We start from the raw sequence: 13,770 nt of genomic DNA on the forward strand, positions 1-13,770 counted from the left end.
GTGGCTGGCCGCTCAGGCCTTCAGCACGCCGCGGCGGATCTGGTCTTCCTCGATGGACTCGAACAGGGCCTTGAAGTTGCCTTCGCCGAAGCCCTCGTTGCCCTTGCGCTGGATGATCTCGAAGAAGATCGGGCCGATCACCGTTTCGGTGAAGATCTGCAGCAAGATGCCTTCCACCGGCGCGCCGTCGATCAGGATGCTGTTCTTCTTCAAGCGAGCCACGTCCTCGCCATGGCCCGGCACGCGCGCGTCCACCTTTTCGTAATAGGTGTCCGGCGTATCCAGGAAGCGGGTGCCGCGCGCCTTCAGCGTTTCCACCGTGGCATAGATGTCGTCGGTGGTCAGCGCGATGTGCTGGATGCCTTCGCCGTTGTACTGGCGCAGGAATTCCTCGATCTGGCTCTTGTCGTCGGACGATTCGTTGATCGGGATGCGGATCTTGCCGCAGGGGCTGGTCATCGCCTTGGACACCAGGCCGGTCAGCTTGCCTTCGATGTCGAAATAGCGGATCTCACGGAAGTTGGCGATGTTGGTGTAGAAGTCGGCCCAGGTGGCCATATTGCCGCGCGCCACGTTGTGGGTCAGGTGGTCGATCAGGGTCAGGCCCACGCCGAACGGATGCTGGTCGACGCCGTCCACCGGCACGAAGTCCACGTCGTAGATATTGTGTTCCGGACCGTAGCGGTCGACGAAATACAGCGCGGAACCGCCGATGCCCTGCACTGCCGGGATGTTCAGCTCCATGAAGCCGATCGGGCGCTGATAGGGCTTGGCGCCATGCGCCAGCGCGTATTCGTAGGCCTTGGCGGCATCCTTCACGCGCCAAGCCATCGCACAAGCCGACGGGCCGTGCGCGTGGGCGAATTCGCTGGCCGGCTGGCTGGTTTCGGCGTTCAGGATGAAGTTGATGTCGCCCTGCCGGAACAGGCTGACGTTCTTGCTGCGGTGGCGGGCGACTTCGGTAAAGCCCAGCGACAGGAACAACTGGCGCAGCTTTTCCACGCCGGCCTCGTCGGGCGCGGTGTATTCGACAAACTCGAAGCCGTCGGTGGCGAGCGGGTTTTGCAGCATGGCTTCCATTTTCATCTGTTTCTCCTCTGTTATATAGATCGCGCTCCGATGATACGGAAAGCGATAATCCACTCGGTTTGAGCGTTGTGTGTAAACGTCTGCAGGCGATCCGCGTTATGTAAGCAGGCCGCCTGCCCGCCCGCTTTTGCGGGCGGTTGGCAGGTCGACAGGGTGGGAAGAGGCAGACGGGAAAACCGCGTTGCGCACCAGGGACGGGCGCATCGGCGCCGACCGCCGATGGCGGTACGGTTAGCTCTCCTCCGAATGAATCGTTATCTGCTGTCACACACCATCGACATGCGTCGGCAGTCTGGCGCTGCCGTTTGCGATTTAGGCTTTTTATTCTATGGAAAGTGCATAGCAATTATCTTGCCAAATTGCTTTCCATGATTGATATTGAAGAATAAAATGCCGCAACAAACCGATAATCAGGAGAAAATATGCCAAGTCTTACATTAGATAAGACGGACTTGCGTATTCTGGCCGAATTGCAGCTGGATGGCCGGTTGACCAATGTCGAGCTGGCCGAGCGCGTGGCGCTGTCGCCGTCGCCCTGTCTGCGCCGGCTCAAGCAACTGGAAGAGTCCGGCGTGATCCGCCAATACGTGGCGCTGCTCGATCCTGCGCATATCGGTCTGGGCCTGCAGGCCTGGGTGCGAGTGACGCTGGAAAAACGCGGCAATATGCACCTGCAAAGCTTCATCGAAGCGGTGCAGAACTGGCCGGAAGTCATCAACTGCTTCGCCATGACTGGCGAAATGGACTATCTGCTGCAGGTGTACTTTGAAGACATGGAGCACTTCTCGCGCTTCGTGATGGATGAGCTGCTGCAGCATCCCGGGGTGGAGGACGTCAAATCCAGCTTTGTGCTGAAGGAGATCAAGCGCACCACCGCGCTGCCGCTGGGACAGATGCGCGGCATGTGACCACTCCCCCGCAATAAGCAAAACGGCCCTTCGCGGGCCGTTTTGCGTTGCCGGAGCCTGTTCACATCGATTCGGCTCTAAACGGCAGATCAATGCCGCTGGTGCTGCGCGGTCGCGCTGGCCAGCAGCTTGTCGGTATAGGCGATGGCCGCGGCGGACAGCAGGAAGGCCAGATGCAAAAACAGCTGCCACTTGATGGTGTGCTCGTCGATGCGGCTGGCGTTGATGAAGGTTTGCAGCAGGTGGATGGACGAGATGCTGATGATGGCCATCGACAGCTTCACCTTCAGCACCGAGGCATTGACGTGGTCCAGCCATTCCGGCTGGTCCGGGTGGGTGTCGATGCGCAGGCGCGACACGAAGGTCTCGTAACCGCCCACCGTCACCATCACCAGCAGGTTGGCGATCATCACCACATCGATCAGCCCCAGCACCGCCAGCATGATGTCGGTCTCGGTCAGGTGATTCAGCCCTTCCAGCAGCTCCCACAACTGCGCCAGGAATTTCCAGGCATAAACGCCCTGCACCACGATCAAACCCAGATAGATGGGCAATTGCAGCCAGCGACTGCTGAAAATGATCTGGCCGAGCAGCGATTTTCTCGGCGGATTCTGGATGCTCAATGAGTCTTGCATAGGCTTTCCTGTCGTTGGCGGCCGCGGGCGGCCCATGCCGCCCGCGCGCCGTCACAGGCCCAGCCTCTGCCAGATGGTGGAGACCAGGCCTGCCTGGTTCAATGTGTAAAAATGCAGCCCCGGCGCGCCGCCTTGCAGCAGCCGGTCGCACAGCTCGGTCACCACATCCAGGCCCAGCGCGCGGATGGACGCGGTGTCGTCGTAATAGGCCTGCATGCGCAGGCGAAGCCAGCGCGGCACTTCCGCTCCGCACATGTCGGAGAAGCGGCACAGCTGGCCAAAATTGGAAATCGGCATGATACCGGGCACGATGGGGATGTCCAGTCCGCGGGCGCGGATTTCATCGACGAAGCGGAAATAGCTGTCGGCGTTGAAGAAATACTGGGTGATGGCGGAATCGGCCCCGGCGCGCACCTTGCGCACGAAATTGTCCAGATCGTCCTCGGCGGAGCGGGCCTGCGGATGGAACTCCGGATAGGCCGCCACCTCGATGTGGAAATGGTCGCCGTGCTCGGCGCGGATGAACTCCACCAGCTCGTTGGCGTAGCGGAACTCCCCCGCCCCGACCATGCCGGACGGGATGTCGCCGCGCAGCGCCACCAGGTGGCGGATGCCGTTGCCGCGGTATTCATTGAGGATGGCGGCGATGTTTTCCCGGGTGGAGCCCACGCAGGACAGGTGCGGCGCGGCGGCCTGTCCTTCGCTGCGGATTTCCAGCACGGTAGACAGGGTGCCGTCGCGGGTGGTTCCGCCGGCGCCGAAGGTCACCGAGAAAAACTGCGGCTTGAACTGCGCCAGCTGCTGGCGAGTGGTGCGCAGCTTGGCCACGCCTTCCGGCGTTTTCGGCGGAAAGAATTCAAAACTGAAGGTGCGCGGCGTTTGTGTCATCGTGATCCTCTCTATCGCTGTCCTGGCTATCTTGTCATTGTCGGCCTCTAGGTGCCGTTACTTGCGCGGGCCCGAAAAAAACGGACAGCACCATTCTAGGGGGGCTGTCCGTTTCAGTTTGGTTCAAAAATCAATAACGATAGTGATCCGGCTTATAAGGCCCTTGCTTGGGCACGCTGATGTAGGCCGCCTGCTGATCGGACAGTTCGGTCAGCCGCGCGCCGATGCGGCCCAGGTGCAGCCGCGCCACTTTCTCGTCCAGATGCTTGGGCAGCACGTACACTTTTTTGTCGTACTTCTGGCCGTTGGCGAACAGTTCGATCTGCGCCAGCACCTGGTTGGTGAAGCTATTGGACATCACGAAGCTCGGGTGGCCGGTTGCGCAGCCGAGGTTCACCAGGCGGCCTTCCGCCAGCAGAATGATGCGTTTGCCGTCCGGGAAGATGATGTGATCGACCTGCGGCTTGATGTTTTCCCACTGGTGCTGACGCAGGCTGGCGACTTCGATCTCGCTGTCGAAGTGGCCGATATTGCAGACGATGGCGTTGTTGCGCATCTTCTTCATGTGCTCGTGCGTGATCACGCCGACGTTGCCGGTGGCGGTGACGAAGATGTCGGCCTGGTCGGCCACTTCGTCCATGCGCACCACGCGGTAGCCTTCCATCGCCGCCTGCAGCGCGCAGATCGGGTCGATTTCCGTCACCCAGACGGTGGCGCCCAGGCCGCGCAGGCTCTGCGCGCAGCCCTTGCCCACGTCGCCATAGCCCAGCACCACCGCCACCTTGCCGGCGATCATGACGTCGGTGGCGCGCTTGATGCCGTCCACCAGGCTTTCGCGGCAGCCGTACAGATTGTCGAACTTGGACTTGGTGACGGAGTCGTTGACGTTGATCGCCGGGAACGGCAGATGGCCGTCTTTTTCCAGCTGGTACAAGCGGTGCACGCCGGTGGTGGTTTCCTCAGTCACGCCCTGAATGTGCTGCAGGCGCTTGGAATACCACTGCGGGTCGATGGCCAGATGGCGCTTGATCGAGGCGAACAGCGCGGTTTCTTCCTCGTTGGTGGGATGGGCGATGACGCCGATGTCCCTCTCCGCCTTGCTGCCCAGCATCAAGAGCAAGGTGGCGTCGCCGCCGTCGTCCAGGATCATATTGGCCGGCTGGCCTTCGGGCCACTCGAAGATCTTGTGGCTGAACTCCCAGTATTCGTCCAGGCTCTCGCCCTTGAAGGCGAACACCGGGATGCCGGCGGCGGCGATGGCCGCGGCGGCGTGGTCCTGGGTGGAGAAGATATTGCACGACGCCCAGCGCACTTCCGCGCCCAGCGCCGTCAGCGTTTCGATCAGCACCGCGGTCTGCACCGTCATGTGCAGGCTACCCGCGATGCGCGCGCCGCGCAGCGGCTGCGTGGAGCGATACTCGTCGCGGATCGCCATCAGGCCCGGCATTTCGGTTTCGGCGATGTTCAGCTCCTTGCGGCCCCAGCTGGCAAGGGAGAAATCTGCTACGTGATAATCGGAGAAATCAGCCATCGTGAAGCATCCTTGTTCACGCGGCCAGGCAGGATGCGGCCCACCCGTCATCCCATGCCCGCCACGGTCATGAGTCAGGTGAGCGCCGTTGCCTCGCCCGCCGGACGGCAGGCGGCACGCCAAGCCTGGGGAGAACACCCTCCTCGCAGCGCCCCTCGGCATGCCGGGTAATTATACCTAGTCCACGCGGAAAATATAGCCGTTGTCATGCTGGCGCGATACGCAAGCCATTCATCGCCAGCGTCCATGCCCAGACTTCCCGGCTGGCGACCAATAGCCGGCTATCCTGCCAATGCTCACAACAGCCGCCGCCAAGCACGGCAATTTCATTATGAAAGCGGATAAAAAAACCGCCGGCATGAGCAGGCGGTTTTCCAGACCATCGACAAGTTAGGCGCTTACAGGCCGGCGTCGGCGCGCAGCGCCTCCACCTTGTCGGTGCGTTCCCAGCTGAACTCCGGCTCTTCGCGGCCGAAGTGGCCGTAAGCGGCGGTCTTGCCGTAGATCGGACGCAGCAGGTCCAGCATCTGGATGATGCCCTTCGGACGCAGGTCGAAGTGCTTCTTCACCAGTTCCACGATCTTCTCGTTCGGAATGGTGTTGGTGCCGAAGGTGTCGACCGAAATCGAGGTCGGCTCCGCCACGCCGATGGCGTAGGAAACCTGGATCTGGCACTGGCGCGCCAGGCCGGCGGCGACGATGTTCTTCGCCACGTAACGGCCGGCATAGGCCGCGGAGCGGTCCACCTTGGACGGGTCCTTGCCGGAGAAGGCGCCGCCGCCATGCGGCGCCGCGCCGCCGTAGGTGTCGACGATGATCTTGCGGCCGGTCAGGCCGCAATCGCCTTGCGGGCCGCCGATGACGAAACGCCCGGTCGGGTTGATCAGGAACTTGGTTTCCGCGGTGATCATTTCCGGCGGCAGCACCGGCTTGATGATGTCTTCGATCACCGCCTCGGTCAGCGTCTTGTGGTCGATGTCCGGGGTATGCTGGGTGGACAGCACCACGGTGTCGATGCGCTTGGGCAGGCCGGTCGCGCCGTCGTACACGCAGGTGATCTGGCTCTTGGCGTCCGGACGCAGCCACGGCAGGCGGCCATCCTTGCGCAGTTCGGCCTGGCGCTGCACCAGACGGTGCGCGTAGTAGATCGGGAACGGCATCAGCGTCGGGGTTTCGTCGCAGGCGTAGCCGAACATCAGGCCCTGGTCGCCGGCGCCCTGGTTCAGATCCAGGCCTTCGCCTTCGTTGACGCCCTGGGCGATATCCGGCGATTGCTTGTCGTAGCAGGCCATCACCGCGCAGCCGCGGTAATCGAAGCCGAGTTCGGAGTCGTCGTAGCCGATGCGCTTGATGGTTTCGCGCGCGATCTTGATATAGTCGACATTGGCGGTGGTGGTGATCTCGCCTGCCAGCACCACCAGGCCGGTGTTGACCAGCGTTTCCGCCGCTACGCGGGCGTGCTTGTCCTCGCGCAGGATGGCGTCGAGGATGGCATCGGAGATCTGGTCGGCGACTTTGTCCGGGTGGCCTTCGGATACGGATTCCGAGGTAAACAGGTATTCACTCATTTATTCTGCGTTCCCAAAAAATACAAAACCCTGTGGTGATAAAATAGGCCGCTTTCAGACCCAGACTGCTGAGCTCATGTCCAAGCTAGTCCATTTACTACTGTCTGTCCTGGCGCACCTCCCCTTATCCTGGCTACAAGGTTTGGGTGCCGCTCTGGGGCGACTGACTTATCTCGCGTCCCCCGGCTTCGCCGCTAGGCTGCGGGAGAATCTAAGTTCTAGTAAAATCTTCGAAAATTATCCGGTTTTACCAGCCAAAGTCAAACAAAGCGCGGCCGAAACCGGCAAGGGGGCGCTGGAGCTGGCCATCGCCTGGTGCCGCAGCCCCGAAGACATCGCCGGCATGGTCAAACGCTGCGAAGGCTGGGAGCATGTGGAGCAGGCGCTGGCGCTCGGCAACGGTATTATATTCGTAACTCCGCACTTGGGCAGCTACGATATCGCCGGGCGTTATATCAGCTCCCTCCTGCCCTTCCCGCTGACCGCCATGTATCGCCCACCGAAGCTGCAGTGGCTGGAGCCAGTGATGCAGGCCGGACGGGCCCGCGGCAAAGGCAAAACCGCTCCGGCCACGGCCTCCGGCGTGCGCGTGCTGATGAAAGCCTTGAAATCCGGCGAAGCCACCATCATTCTGCCCGACCAAGTGCCCGGCAACGGCGAAGGCATCTGGGCGCCGTTTTTCGGCCGGCCGGCCTACACCATGACGCTGGTGCCGCGCCTGGCGCAAATGAGCGGCGTGACCACGCTGTTCTTCGTCGGGGAGCGGCTGCCCGGCGGGGAGGGCTTTGCCGTGCATATCGAGCCATTGGCGCAACCGTTCACCGGCGACAAGGAAACGGATTGCGCGCAGATGAACGCCCAGGTGGAACAACTGATCCGCCGCTTCCCCTGCCAGTACCTGTGGAGCTACAACCGCTATAAATGCCCGCCCGGCGTCAGCCGGCCGGACGCAGAACAAGGATTCGCATGAAACTCGCTTTTGCCCTGCTGTGGCTGATCCGCCTGCTGCCGATGCGCGCGATCGGCCTGCTTGCCGCCGGCCTAGGCAATCTCGCCTACCTGCTGGCTCGCGGCCGCCGCCGCGTCGGTCTGATCAATCTGCGGCTGTGCTTCCCGGACATGCCGCACGCTGAACGCCGTCGGCTGATCCGCAAGAACTGCCAGCACATGATACGGATGGTGCTGGAATATGGCGTGTGCTGGTGGAGTTCGGCCAAGCGCATCGACGATCTGGTCAGCATCAAGAACCTGCATTACGTCACCGATCTTCGCGACAAGGGCGAGGACGTGATCCTGTTCTATCCGCACTTCGTCGGCTTCGAGATGTGCGTCTACGCGCTGAACCAATACATCCCGCTGGTCAGCGTTTACTCGCACCAGAAGAACGAGGCGCTGGACCAGCAAATCTACGCCGGCCGCCAGCGCTACAACAACGCCTACATCGTGTCCCGCCAGGAAGGCCTGCGCCCCATCATCAAAGCCATGCGCAAGGACCATGCGCCTTTCCTGTATTTGCCGGATCAGGACTTCGGCGTGCGCGACTCGCTGTTCGTCGACTTCTTCGGCGTCAAGGCGGCCACCATCACCGGCATGGCGCGCATCGCCAAGCTGGCGCGCGCCAAAGTCGTGCCGGCCATCGCGCGTCGCGTCGGCGACCGTTTCGAACTAGAATTCTACCCGGCCTGGGACAACTACCCGAGCGAAGACATCGAGGCCGACACCCGCCGCATGAACGCCTTCCTGGAAGACCGCATCCGCGAAATCCCGGATCAGTACTTCTGGCTGCACAAGCGCTTCAAGAGCCGTCCGCAGGGCGAGGCGCGCTTTTACTGATCCATAGGGGCTGTTGACGTTTGCCGAGCTGCCGCGCCCAGCCTGGCTGGGCCAGCGCTGTTCAGTTAGGAATCCATATCGGCCCATAGCAGGAATCAGACGCCCCCGCTCCCTCCTGCTGCCACAAGGAAGCCTCAGCCGGAAAAGCATTCACCTTTTGCGCGGATATCTGGATTTCCAGGCTGGTCAAGACATTGCGCTGCTGCGTATCGCGCAGGCAGCGCAAGCTCAACGCCGTTCCGCTGGCTGCGCCAAAAGCCTGGGTAAAGGCCTGCCGCACCGTATTCGGATCGACCATCGACCCTTGCTTATTCTTCAGATAGCTGCCAAACGAGCTATCCAGCACCGACTGCCGCAATTGCAGCGCTTTCGCAAAATAATCATTGCCGGCAAAACCGAAGCATTGGGCATGTTTGACGAACTCGCTGCTGATCAGATCGTCATCCAATAATTTGGGAACCGCCCTGGCAAGTCGAGCCTGCACCTCATCGGAGAGCTGCGGATCATCAATGCTATGGCTGAAGTAGAAACAGCTTTTGACTCGCCAACTCTCCTCGGTGACGCCTTGTTCCCGCAGGCTGGCCGGCAAGGAAGGCCACAGGCCCAGCAGGCCTAGCGCCCCATCAGAATTCAGCGGCATTTGACAGGACTGGCTCAACTTGCAAAAGCCTGGTTGCCAGGCCAGCGCCAATGTGTAATGGGAAAAATCGCCATTCCTGCTGGCCTGCAGATTGCTTGCCATAGCAGGCAATGATGTGATCAAAATGATGAGCACCAGACGGATCCGTGCAAACATTCCCGCTCCCTTTGGACTAGATTGTCAAAAGCTGTTTCGCCAGCGGATGCCGGCAATACGGCACTCAGCTGCTCGAATCTACCTTAAGAAGCGAGAATGCAAGCCACACTCTCAAACTAAATTAATCAATATTTACAAATATTGAATATTTCACGCAAGTAACATCACGCATTAAGAATTTGAAATACAAGGGTTAATGCAGGCCATATGCGTACCCCGCCGCCGGTCTGAGCCAGGCTGACTGGCCGAAAGAACTGTCGTACTCCCAACACAGCCCGGCTGCAGTAACGACGGCCACATGCGAAGCAACATATCGCCTACGTCGCAATGCAATGCCAGATAGCCGCCTACCAGCCAGGCAAAACAAACGGCTCCGCGCAGCTATCCTCGTATTCGCCGTCAGGCGTATCCACAAAGCTCTCCGCGGCGGGAAAGCTCGCCAGCTTGTCGGCCTTGAGCGTGAACCAGAATTGCGTCAAGACATTGCGGCCTTGTTTGTCTTTGCCGCATTGCAATTGCAGCGAGCGCCGCTGATCGGTGCCGAAGGCTTTGGCGAAAGCGTCCTGCAACTCCTGACGCGTGCGCGTCTGCCCCGCTTGCCCCAACAGATAATCGCCGAAGCCGCCATCCACCACGGCCTGGCGCATCTTCAGCGCCGTCTCGAAAAACTGCTGCGCCGGATAGCCAAAGCACTGAGCATGCTTGACGTACTCATGCAGCAGCAGGTCGTCCTTCAGCTGCGGCATCACCACTTTCAATTCGTCACGCGTTTCCGCAGGCAAGGCCGGCACCGCATGCACATGCGGGAAAAAGGCGCAGCCCTTGGCCCACCATTGCTGAACCGGCACATTCTGGGTGATCAGGCTCTGCGGCTCCGACGGCCACAGCCCATGCAAACCGATTTGCACTTCATGCGATTGCTCGGGCAGGCACCCGTCCCCTGTCGAACAGAACCCAGGCTGCCAGGTCAGCGCGTAGGTATAGCGGGGAAAATCGGCATGCTGGGCCGGCTGCAAGTCGGCGGCGTGGGCCGCGCCGGTGAAGGCCAGCGCGGAGATCAGACAAGAGATGGTTTTCTTCATATCGCCTCAGGATAGCGGGATCAAGATCAAGACATGCAAATGTCAATTCTTTATCACCATAAGGCAATCCATGGCAATACAACTTAACAAAAAAGCACTGCCGTGGCAGTGCTTTTGAGCGCGTGTCGGAAGCAGGCTAGTGAGCCGGCCGGTGCCAGAAATAGCGGTAGACGAAACCTGGGAAGGCCGCCACCAGAAACAAGGCAAGCGTCGTCACGTAGAACTGCCAGTGCTGTTCGTGCACCGGCATCTCACGCGCCTCCAGCAGCCGAGCCAGGCCGCCCACCAGGGCGAACAGCACCGCCAACTCCAGCGCATGCCAGCCGAAATGCTTGCGCGCCACCTTGAAGAAGCCGGCGACGCGATCGCTGGCGAACGGCAGGTTGGCGGCCACAACGGCCAACACCAGCAGTATGGTGATGCTGCTATCCATGGCCGCTACCTTAGATCATGCCCAGCGATTGACGCATCGCCTGCACGCACAGTTCCAGCAAGGATTGCGGCAGCACGCCGACAACCAGCAGCGCCAGCGCGTTCAGCGACAGCACCAGCTTCATGTCGGCGCGGACGGCGATCGGAGCCGTATCCTGCGCCTCATCAAAGTAGATGGCCTTGACCACGCGCAGGTAGTAGAAAGCGCCGATCACCGACATCAGTACCGAGAACACGGCCAGCTTGACCATGCCGATGTCCAGAATGGCCTTGATCACCACGAACTTGGCGTAGAAGCCCAGCAGCGGCGGGATGCCGGCCATCGAGAACATGGCCAGCAGCATCAGCAAGGCGTACCAGCTGTTGCGGCTGTTCAGGCCCTTCAGGTCGTCGATGTTCTCGCACTCGAAACCCTTGCGCGACAGCGCCAGGATAATGCCGAAACCAACCATGGACATGGCCACGTACACCACGGCGTAGAACAGCGCCGCGGCGTAGCCCTGCTGGGTGCCCGCCAACACGCCCAGGAGCAGGAAGCCCATGTGCGAGATGGTGGAGTAAGCCAGCATGCGCTTGATGTTGGTCTGCACGATGGCGGTGATGTTGCCGATGGCCATGGACAGCACGGCCACGATCGCCAGCATGGACTGCCAGTCGCCCACCAGCACGTCCAGGCCTTGGGCCAGGATGCGCAGCACAAAGACGAAGGCGGCCAGCTTGGGCGCGGCGCCGACCATCAGCGTGACGGAAGTCGGCGAGCCCTGGTACACATCAGGCACCCACATATGGAACGGCACGGCGCCCAGCTTGAAGCTGAGGCCAGCCACGATGAACACCAGGCCGAAGATCAGCAGCACCGGGTTGGCGGCGTGCGACTTGATGGACTTGGCGACGGTGGCCAGCTCCAGCGAGCCGGTGGCGCCGTAGATCATCGAGATGCCGTACAGCAGCAGGCCGGAAGCCAGCGCGCCCAGCACGAAGTACTTCATCGCCGATTCGGTGGCCGGGATCGAATCGCGCTGCAGCGCGATCAGCGAGTACAAGGCCAACGACAGCAGCTCCAGGCCCATGTACAGGGTCAGGAAGTGCGAGGCGGACACCATCAGGTTCATGCCCAGGAGCGCGAACAGCGACAGCGAGAAGTATTCGCCCTTGAACAAGCCGCGGTCGGCCGTGTACTGGCGGCTATACACCAGCACGATGGCGGTGGCGCCATACATCGCCAGCTTGACCAGGGAGGCCAGCGGGTCGGCCACGTACATGCCCGAGAAGGTATGCACCGGGTATGGGGTAAAGGTGTAGACCTGCGCGACAGCGGTGCCGGCCAGCGTCAGCAGCGTCAAGCCGTAGGTGATGCCGCGCTTTTCATCGGAGATGAAAAGATCCAGCATCAGCACTACCAGCAAGGCGCCGATCAGGAACAGCTCCGGCATCGCGGGTATCAGGTTGAGATCAGCCCAATTCATTTGTATGTATTCCTTCCGCGCTTACAGCTTGCTCTGCGCAACATGCGTGATCAGGTCGTTCACCGCCAGGTGCATCTTGGAGACGAAAGCCTCGGGGTACAGACCCATGCCCAGCACCATGACGGCCAGGATGGCCAGCACCAGGAACTCGCGCTTATTGACGTCGGACAGTTCCGCCACATGACTGTTACCCACATCGCCGAAGATCACGCGCTTGTACATCCACAGGGTGTAGGCGGCGCCGAAGATCAGGGTGGTGGCGGCCAGCGCGGCGTACCAGAAGTTCACCTGCACCGAACCCATGATCACCATGAATTCGCCGACGAAGCCGGAGGTGGCCGGCAGGCCGGAGTTGGCCATGGCGAACAGCATCATGAAGGCGGCGAAGATAGGCATCTTGTTGGCCACGCCGCCGTAGTCGGCGATGTTGCGGCTGTGCACGCGGTCATACATCACGCCAATGCAGAAGAACATCGCGGCGGAGACGAAACCGTGAGACACCATCTGCACCAGCGCGCCTTCCACAGCCCACTGGTTCATTTCGTTGCCGGCGAACAGGAACATGCCCAGCGTCACGAAGCCCATATGGGAGATGGACGAATACGCCACCAGCTTCTTCATGTCCGACTGCACCAGCGCCACCAAGCCGATGTACACCACCGCCACCAGCGACAGGCCGATGATGATGGGCGCCACTTCGCGCGAGGCGTCCGGCAGAATCGGCAGCGCAAACCGCAGGAAGCCGTAAGCGCCGATCTTCAGCGTGATCGCGGCCAGCACCATGGAGCCGCCGGTCGGCGCTTCCACGTGGGCGTCCGGCAACCAGGTGTGCACCGGCCACATCGGTACCTTCACCGCAAACGACAGGAAGAAGGCGACGAACAGCAGTATCTGCACCGTCAGCGGAATCTTGGCGATGGCGTGGAAGGCCAGGATGTCGAAGCTCTTGCCAGCCTGGAAGTACAGGTAGATCAGCGCCACCAGCATCAGCAGCGAGCCGAGCAGCGTGTACAGGAAGAACTTGATCGACGCGTAGACGCGACGCGGACCGCCCCAGACGCCGATGATCAGGTACATCGGAATCAGCATGCCTTCGAAGAAGACATAGAACAGGATGGCGTCCAGCGCGGCAAAGGCGCCGTTGATCAGGCCGGACATGATCAGGAAGGCGGCCATGTACTGCGCCACGCGCTTCTGGATCACTTCCCAGCCGGCGATCACCACCAACAGCGTGGTAAAGCTGTTCAGCACCACGAACAGCATCGAGATGCCGTCCACGCCCAGGTGGTAGTTGATGTTGAGCGCGGCGATCCACGGCTTCAGTTCTTCGAACTGCATGCCGCCGTTGAGGTTGTTGAACTCGGTGAACAGCGGCACCGACAGCAGGAAGCCCGCGAGGGCCCCTGCCAAGGCCAGCCAGCGCGCCAAGGGCGCGCGCTGGTCGCCGCCGGTGGCCAGCACCACGAGGCCGGCCAGGATCGGCGTCCAGATCACCAGACTTAGCAGATTTGTGGACATAATCAAACCTATATTGTTATTTCA

13 protein-coding genes and 1 riboswitch are annotated in these 13,770 nt (G+C 61.1%); of the genes, 3 read left to right on the forward strand and 10 right to left on the reverse strand.

The window, feature by feature from the left end; genetic code table 11:
- Positions 1–12: 12 nt before the first annotated feature.
- Positions 13–1,086, reverse strand: a complete 1,074-nt coding sequence (gene hppD, locus C2134_RS05985; RefSeq protein WP_103318324.1) for a 4-hydroxyphenylpyruvate dioxygenase — start codon at positions 1,084–1,086, stop codon at positions 13–15.
- 425 nt (positions 1,087–1,511) lie between these two features.
- Between hppD and C2134_RS05990 the strand changes: the two genes are divergently transcribed.
- Positions 1,512–1,997: an Lrp/AsnC family transcriptional regulator gene (locus C2134_RS05990; RefSeq protein ID WP_043623593.1), complete on the forward strand. Its 486-nt coding sequence runs from the start codon at positions 1,512–1,514 to the stop codon at positions 1,995–1,997.
- 89 nt (positions 1,998–2,086) lie between these two features.
- Here C2134_RS05990 and C2134_RS05995 read toward each other — a convergent pair whose 3' ends face one another.
- From C2134_RS05995 to metK, 4 genes are all read right to left on the reverse strand, one after another.
- Complete coding sequence (locus C2134_RS05995; protein ID WP_103318326.1) at positions 2,087–2,632, reverse strand: TIGR00645 family protein; 546 nt, start codon at positions 2,630–2,632, stop codon at positions 2,087–2,089.
- A 51-nt stretch (positions 2,633–2,683) separates the two neighbouring features.
- Entirely contained in the window at positions 2,684–3,520 is an 837-nt protein-coding gene (gene metF, locus C2134_RS06000) for a methylenetetrahydrofolate reductase [NAD(P)H] (RefSeq protein WP_103318328.1), read from the reverse strand.
- Between the two features lie 130 nt (positions 3,521–3,650).
- The gene (gene ahcY, locus C2134_RS06005; RefSeq protein WP_103318330.1) at positions 3,651–5,051 is read right to left on the reverse strand and encodes an adenosylhomocysteinase; all 1,401 of its coding nucleotides are present in this window, start codon (positions 5,049–5,051) and stop codon (positions 3,651–3,653) included.
- A gap of 73 nt (positions 5,052–5,124) precedes the next feature.
- Positions 5,125–5,214, reverse strand: a riboswitch (S-adenosyl-L-homocysteine riboswitch).
- 235 nt (positions 5,215–5,449) lie between these two features.
- On the reverse strand, positions 5,450–6,619 hold the full coding sequence (gene metK / locus C2134_RS06010; RefSeq protein ID WP_043623605.1) for a methionine adenosyltransferase: 1,170 nt from the start codon (positions 6,617–6,619) through the stop codon (positions 5,450–5,452).
- Between the two features lie 76 nt (positions 6,620–6,695).
- Here metK and C2134_RS06015 point away from each other — a divergent pair, with 76 nt between their 5' ends.
- Together C2134_RS06015 and C2134_RS06020 are read left to right on the forward strand one after the other, a co-directional pair.
- On the forward strand, positions 6,696–7,589 hold the full coding sequence (locus C2134_RS06015; RefSeq protein ID WP_103318332.1) for a lysophospholipid acyltransferase family protein: 894 nt from the start codon (positions 6,696–6,698) through the stop codon (positions 7,587–7,589).
- The gene (locus tag C2134_RS06020; RefSeq protein WP_103318334.1) at positions 7,586–8,452 is read left to right on the forward strand and encodes a lipid A biosynthesis lauroyl acyltransferase; all 867 of its coding nucleotides are present in this window, start codon (positions 7,586–7,588) and stop codon (positions 8,450–8,452) included. The genes C2134_RS06015 and C2134_RS06020 overlap by 4 nt, the downstream gene beginning before the upstream one ends.
- Positions 8,453–8,513: 61 nt before the next feature.
- On the opposite strand, the gene C2134_RS06025 is transcribed toward C2134_RS06020, so the two are convergent.
- The 5 genes from C2134_RS06025 to C2134_RS06045 form a co-directional block, all read right to left on the reverse strand.
- Positions 8,514–9,248, reverse strand: coding sequence for a ribonuclease T2 family protein (locus C2134_RS06025; protein ID WP_103318335.1), 735 nt, complete (start codon positions 9,246–9,248; stop codon positions 8,514–8,516).
- A 347-nt stretch (positions 9,249–9,595) separates the two neighbouring features.
- A complete protein-coding gene (locus tag C2134_RS06030) occupies positions 9,596–10,330 on the reverse strand; it encodes a ribonuclease T2 family protein (RefSeq protein ID WP_103318337.1) in 735 nt (244 codons plus the stop codon).
- A 136-nt stretch (positions 10,331–10,466) separates the two neighbouring features.
- Positions 10,467–10,763 (reverse strand): DUF2818 family protein, encoded by a 297-nt coding sequence (locus C2134_RS06035; RefSeq protein WP_103318339.1) that lies wholly within the window; start codon positions 10,761–10,763, stop codon positions 10,467–10,469.
- A 10-nt stretch (positions 10,764–10,773) separates the two neighbouring features.
- The gene (gene nuoN, locus C2134_RS06040) at positions 10,774–12,228 is read right to left on the reverse strand and encodes an NADH-quinone oxidoreductase subunit NuoN (protein WP_103318341.1); all 1,455 of its coding nucleotides are present in this window, start codon (positions 12,226–12,228) and stop codon (positions 10,774–10,776) included.
- Positions 12,229–12,249: 21 nt separating this feature from the next.
- Positions 12,250–13,749, reverse strand: a complete 1,500-nt coding sequence (locus C2134_RS06045) for an NADH-quinone oxidoreductase subunit M (RefSeq protein WP_084201635.1) — start codon at positions 13,747–13,749, stop codon at positions 12,250–12,252.
- Positions 13,750–13,770 lie beyond the last annotated feature (21 nt).

The organism is Chromobacterium sinusclupearum (genome assembly GCF_002902845.1).
Lineage (GTDB): Bacteria > Pseudomonadota > Gammaproteobacteria > Burkholderiales > Chromobacteriaceae > Chromobacterium > Chromobacterium sinusclupearum.

Bases quoted from the DNA above. Each gene is read 5' to 3' on its own strand.
- hppD (WP_103318324.1), bottom strand. From the start codon at position 1,086: ATGAAAATGGAAGCCATGCTGCAAAACCCGCTCGCCACCGACGGCTTC.
- C2134_RS05990 (WP_043623593.1), top strand. From the start codon at position 1,512: ATGCCAAGTCTTACATTAGATAAGACGGACTTGCGTATTCTGGCCGAA.
- C2134_RS05995 (WP_103318326.1), bottom strand. From the start codon at position 2,632: ATGCAAGACTCATTGAGCATCCAGAATCCGCCGAGAAAATCGCTGCTC.
- metF (WP_103318328.1), bottom strand. From the start codon at position 3,520: ATGACACAAACGCCGCGCACCTTCAGTTTTGAATTCTTTCCGCCGAAA.
- ahcY (WP_103318330.1), bottom strand. From the start codon at position 5,051: ATGGCTGATTTCTCCGATTATCACGTAGCAGATTTCTCCCTTGCCAGC.
- metK (WP_043623605.1), bottom strand. From the start codon at position 6,619: ATGAGTGAATACCTGTTTACCTCGGAATCCGTATCCGAAGGCCACCCG.
- C2134_RS06015 (WP_103318332.1), top strand. From the start codon at position 6,696: ATGTCCAAGCTAGTCCATTTACTACTGTCTGTCCTGGCGCACCTCCCC.
- C2134_RS06020 (WP_103318334.1), top strand. From the start codon at position 7,586: ATGAAACTCGCTTTTGCCCTGCTGTGGCTGATCCGCCTGCTGCCGATG.
- C2134_RS06025 (WP_103318335.1), bottom strand. From the start codon at position 9,248: ATGTTTGCACGGATCCGTCTGGTGCTCATCATTTTGATCACATCATTG.
- C2134_RS06030 (WP_103318337.1), bottom strand. From the start codon at position 10,330: ATGAAGAAAACCATCTCTTGTCTGATCTCCGCGCTGGCCTTCACCGGC.
- C2134_RS06035 (WP_103318339.1), bottom strand. From the start codon at position 10,763: ATGGATAGCAGCATCACCATACTGCTGGTGTTGGCCGTTGTGGCCGCC.
- nuoN (WP_103318341.1), bottom strand. From the start codon at position 12,228: ATGAATTGGGCTGATCTCAACCTGATACCCGCGATGCCGGAGCTGTTC.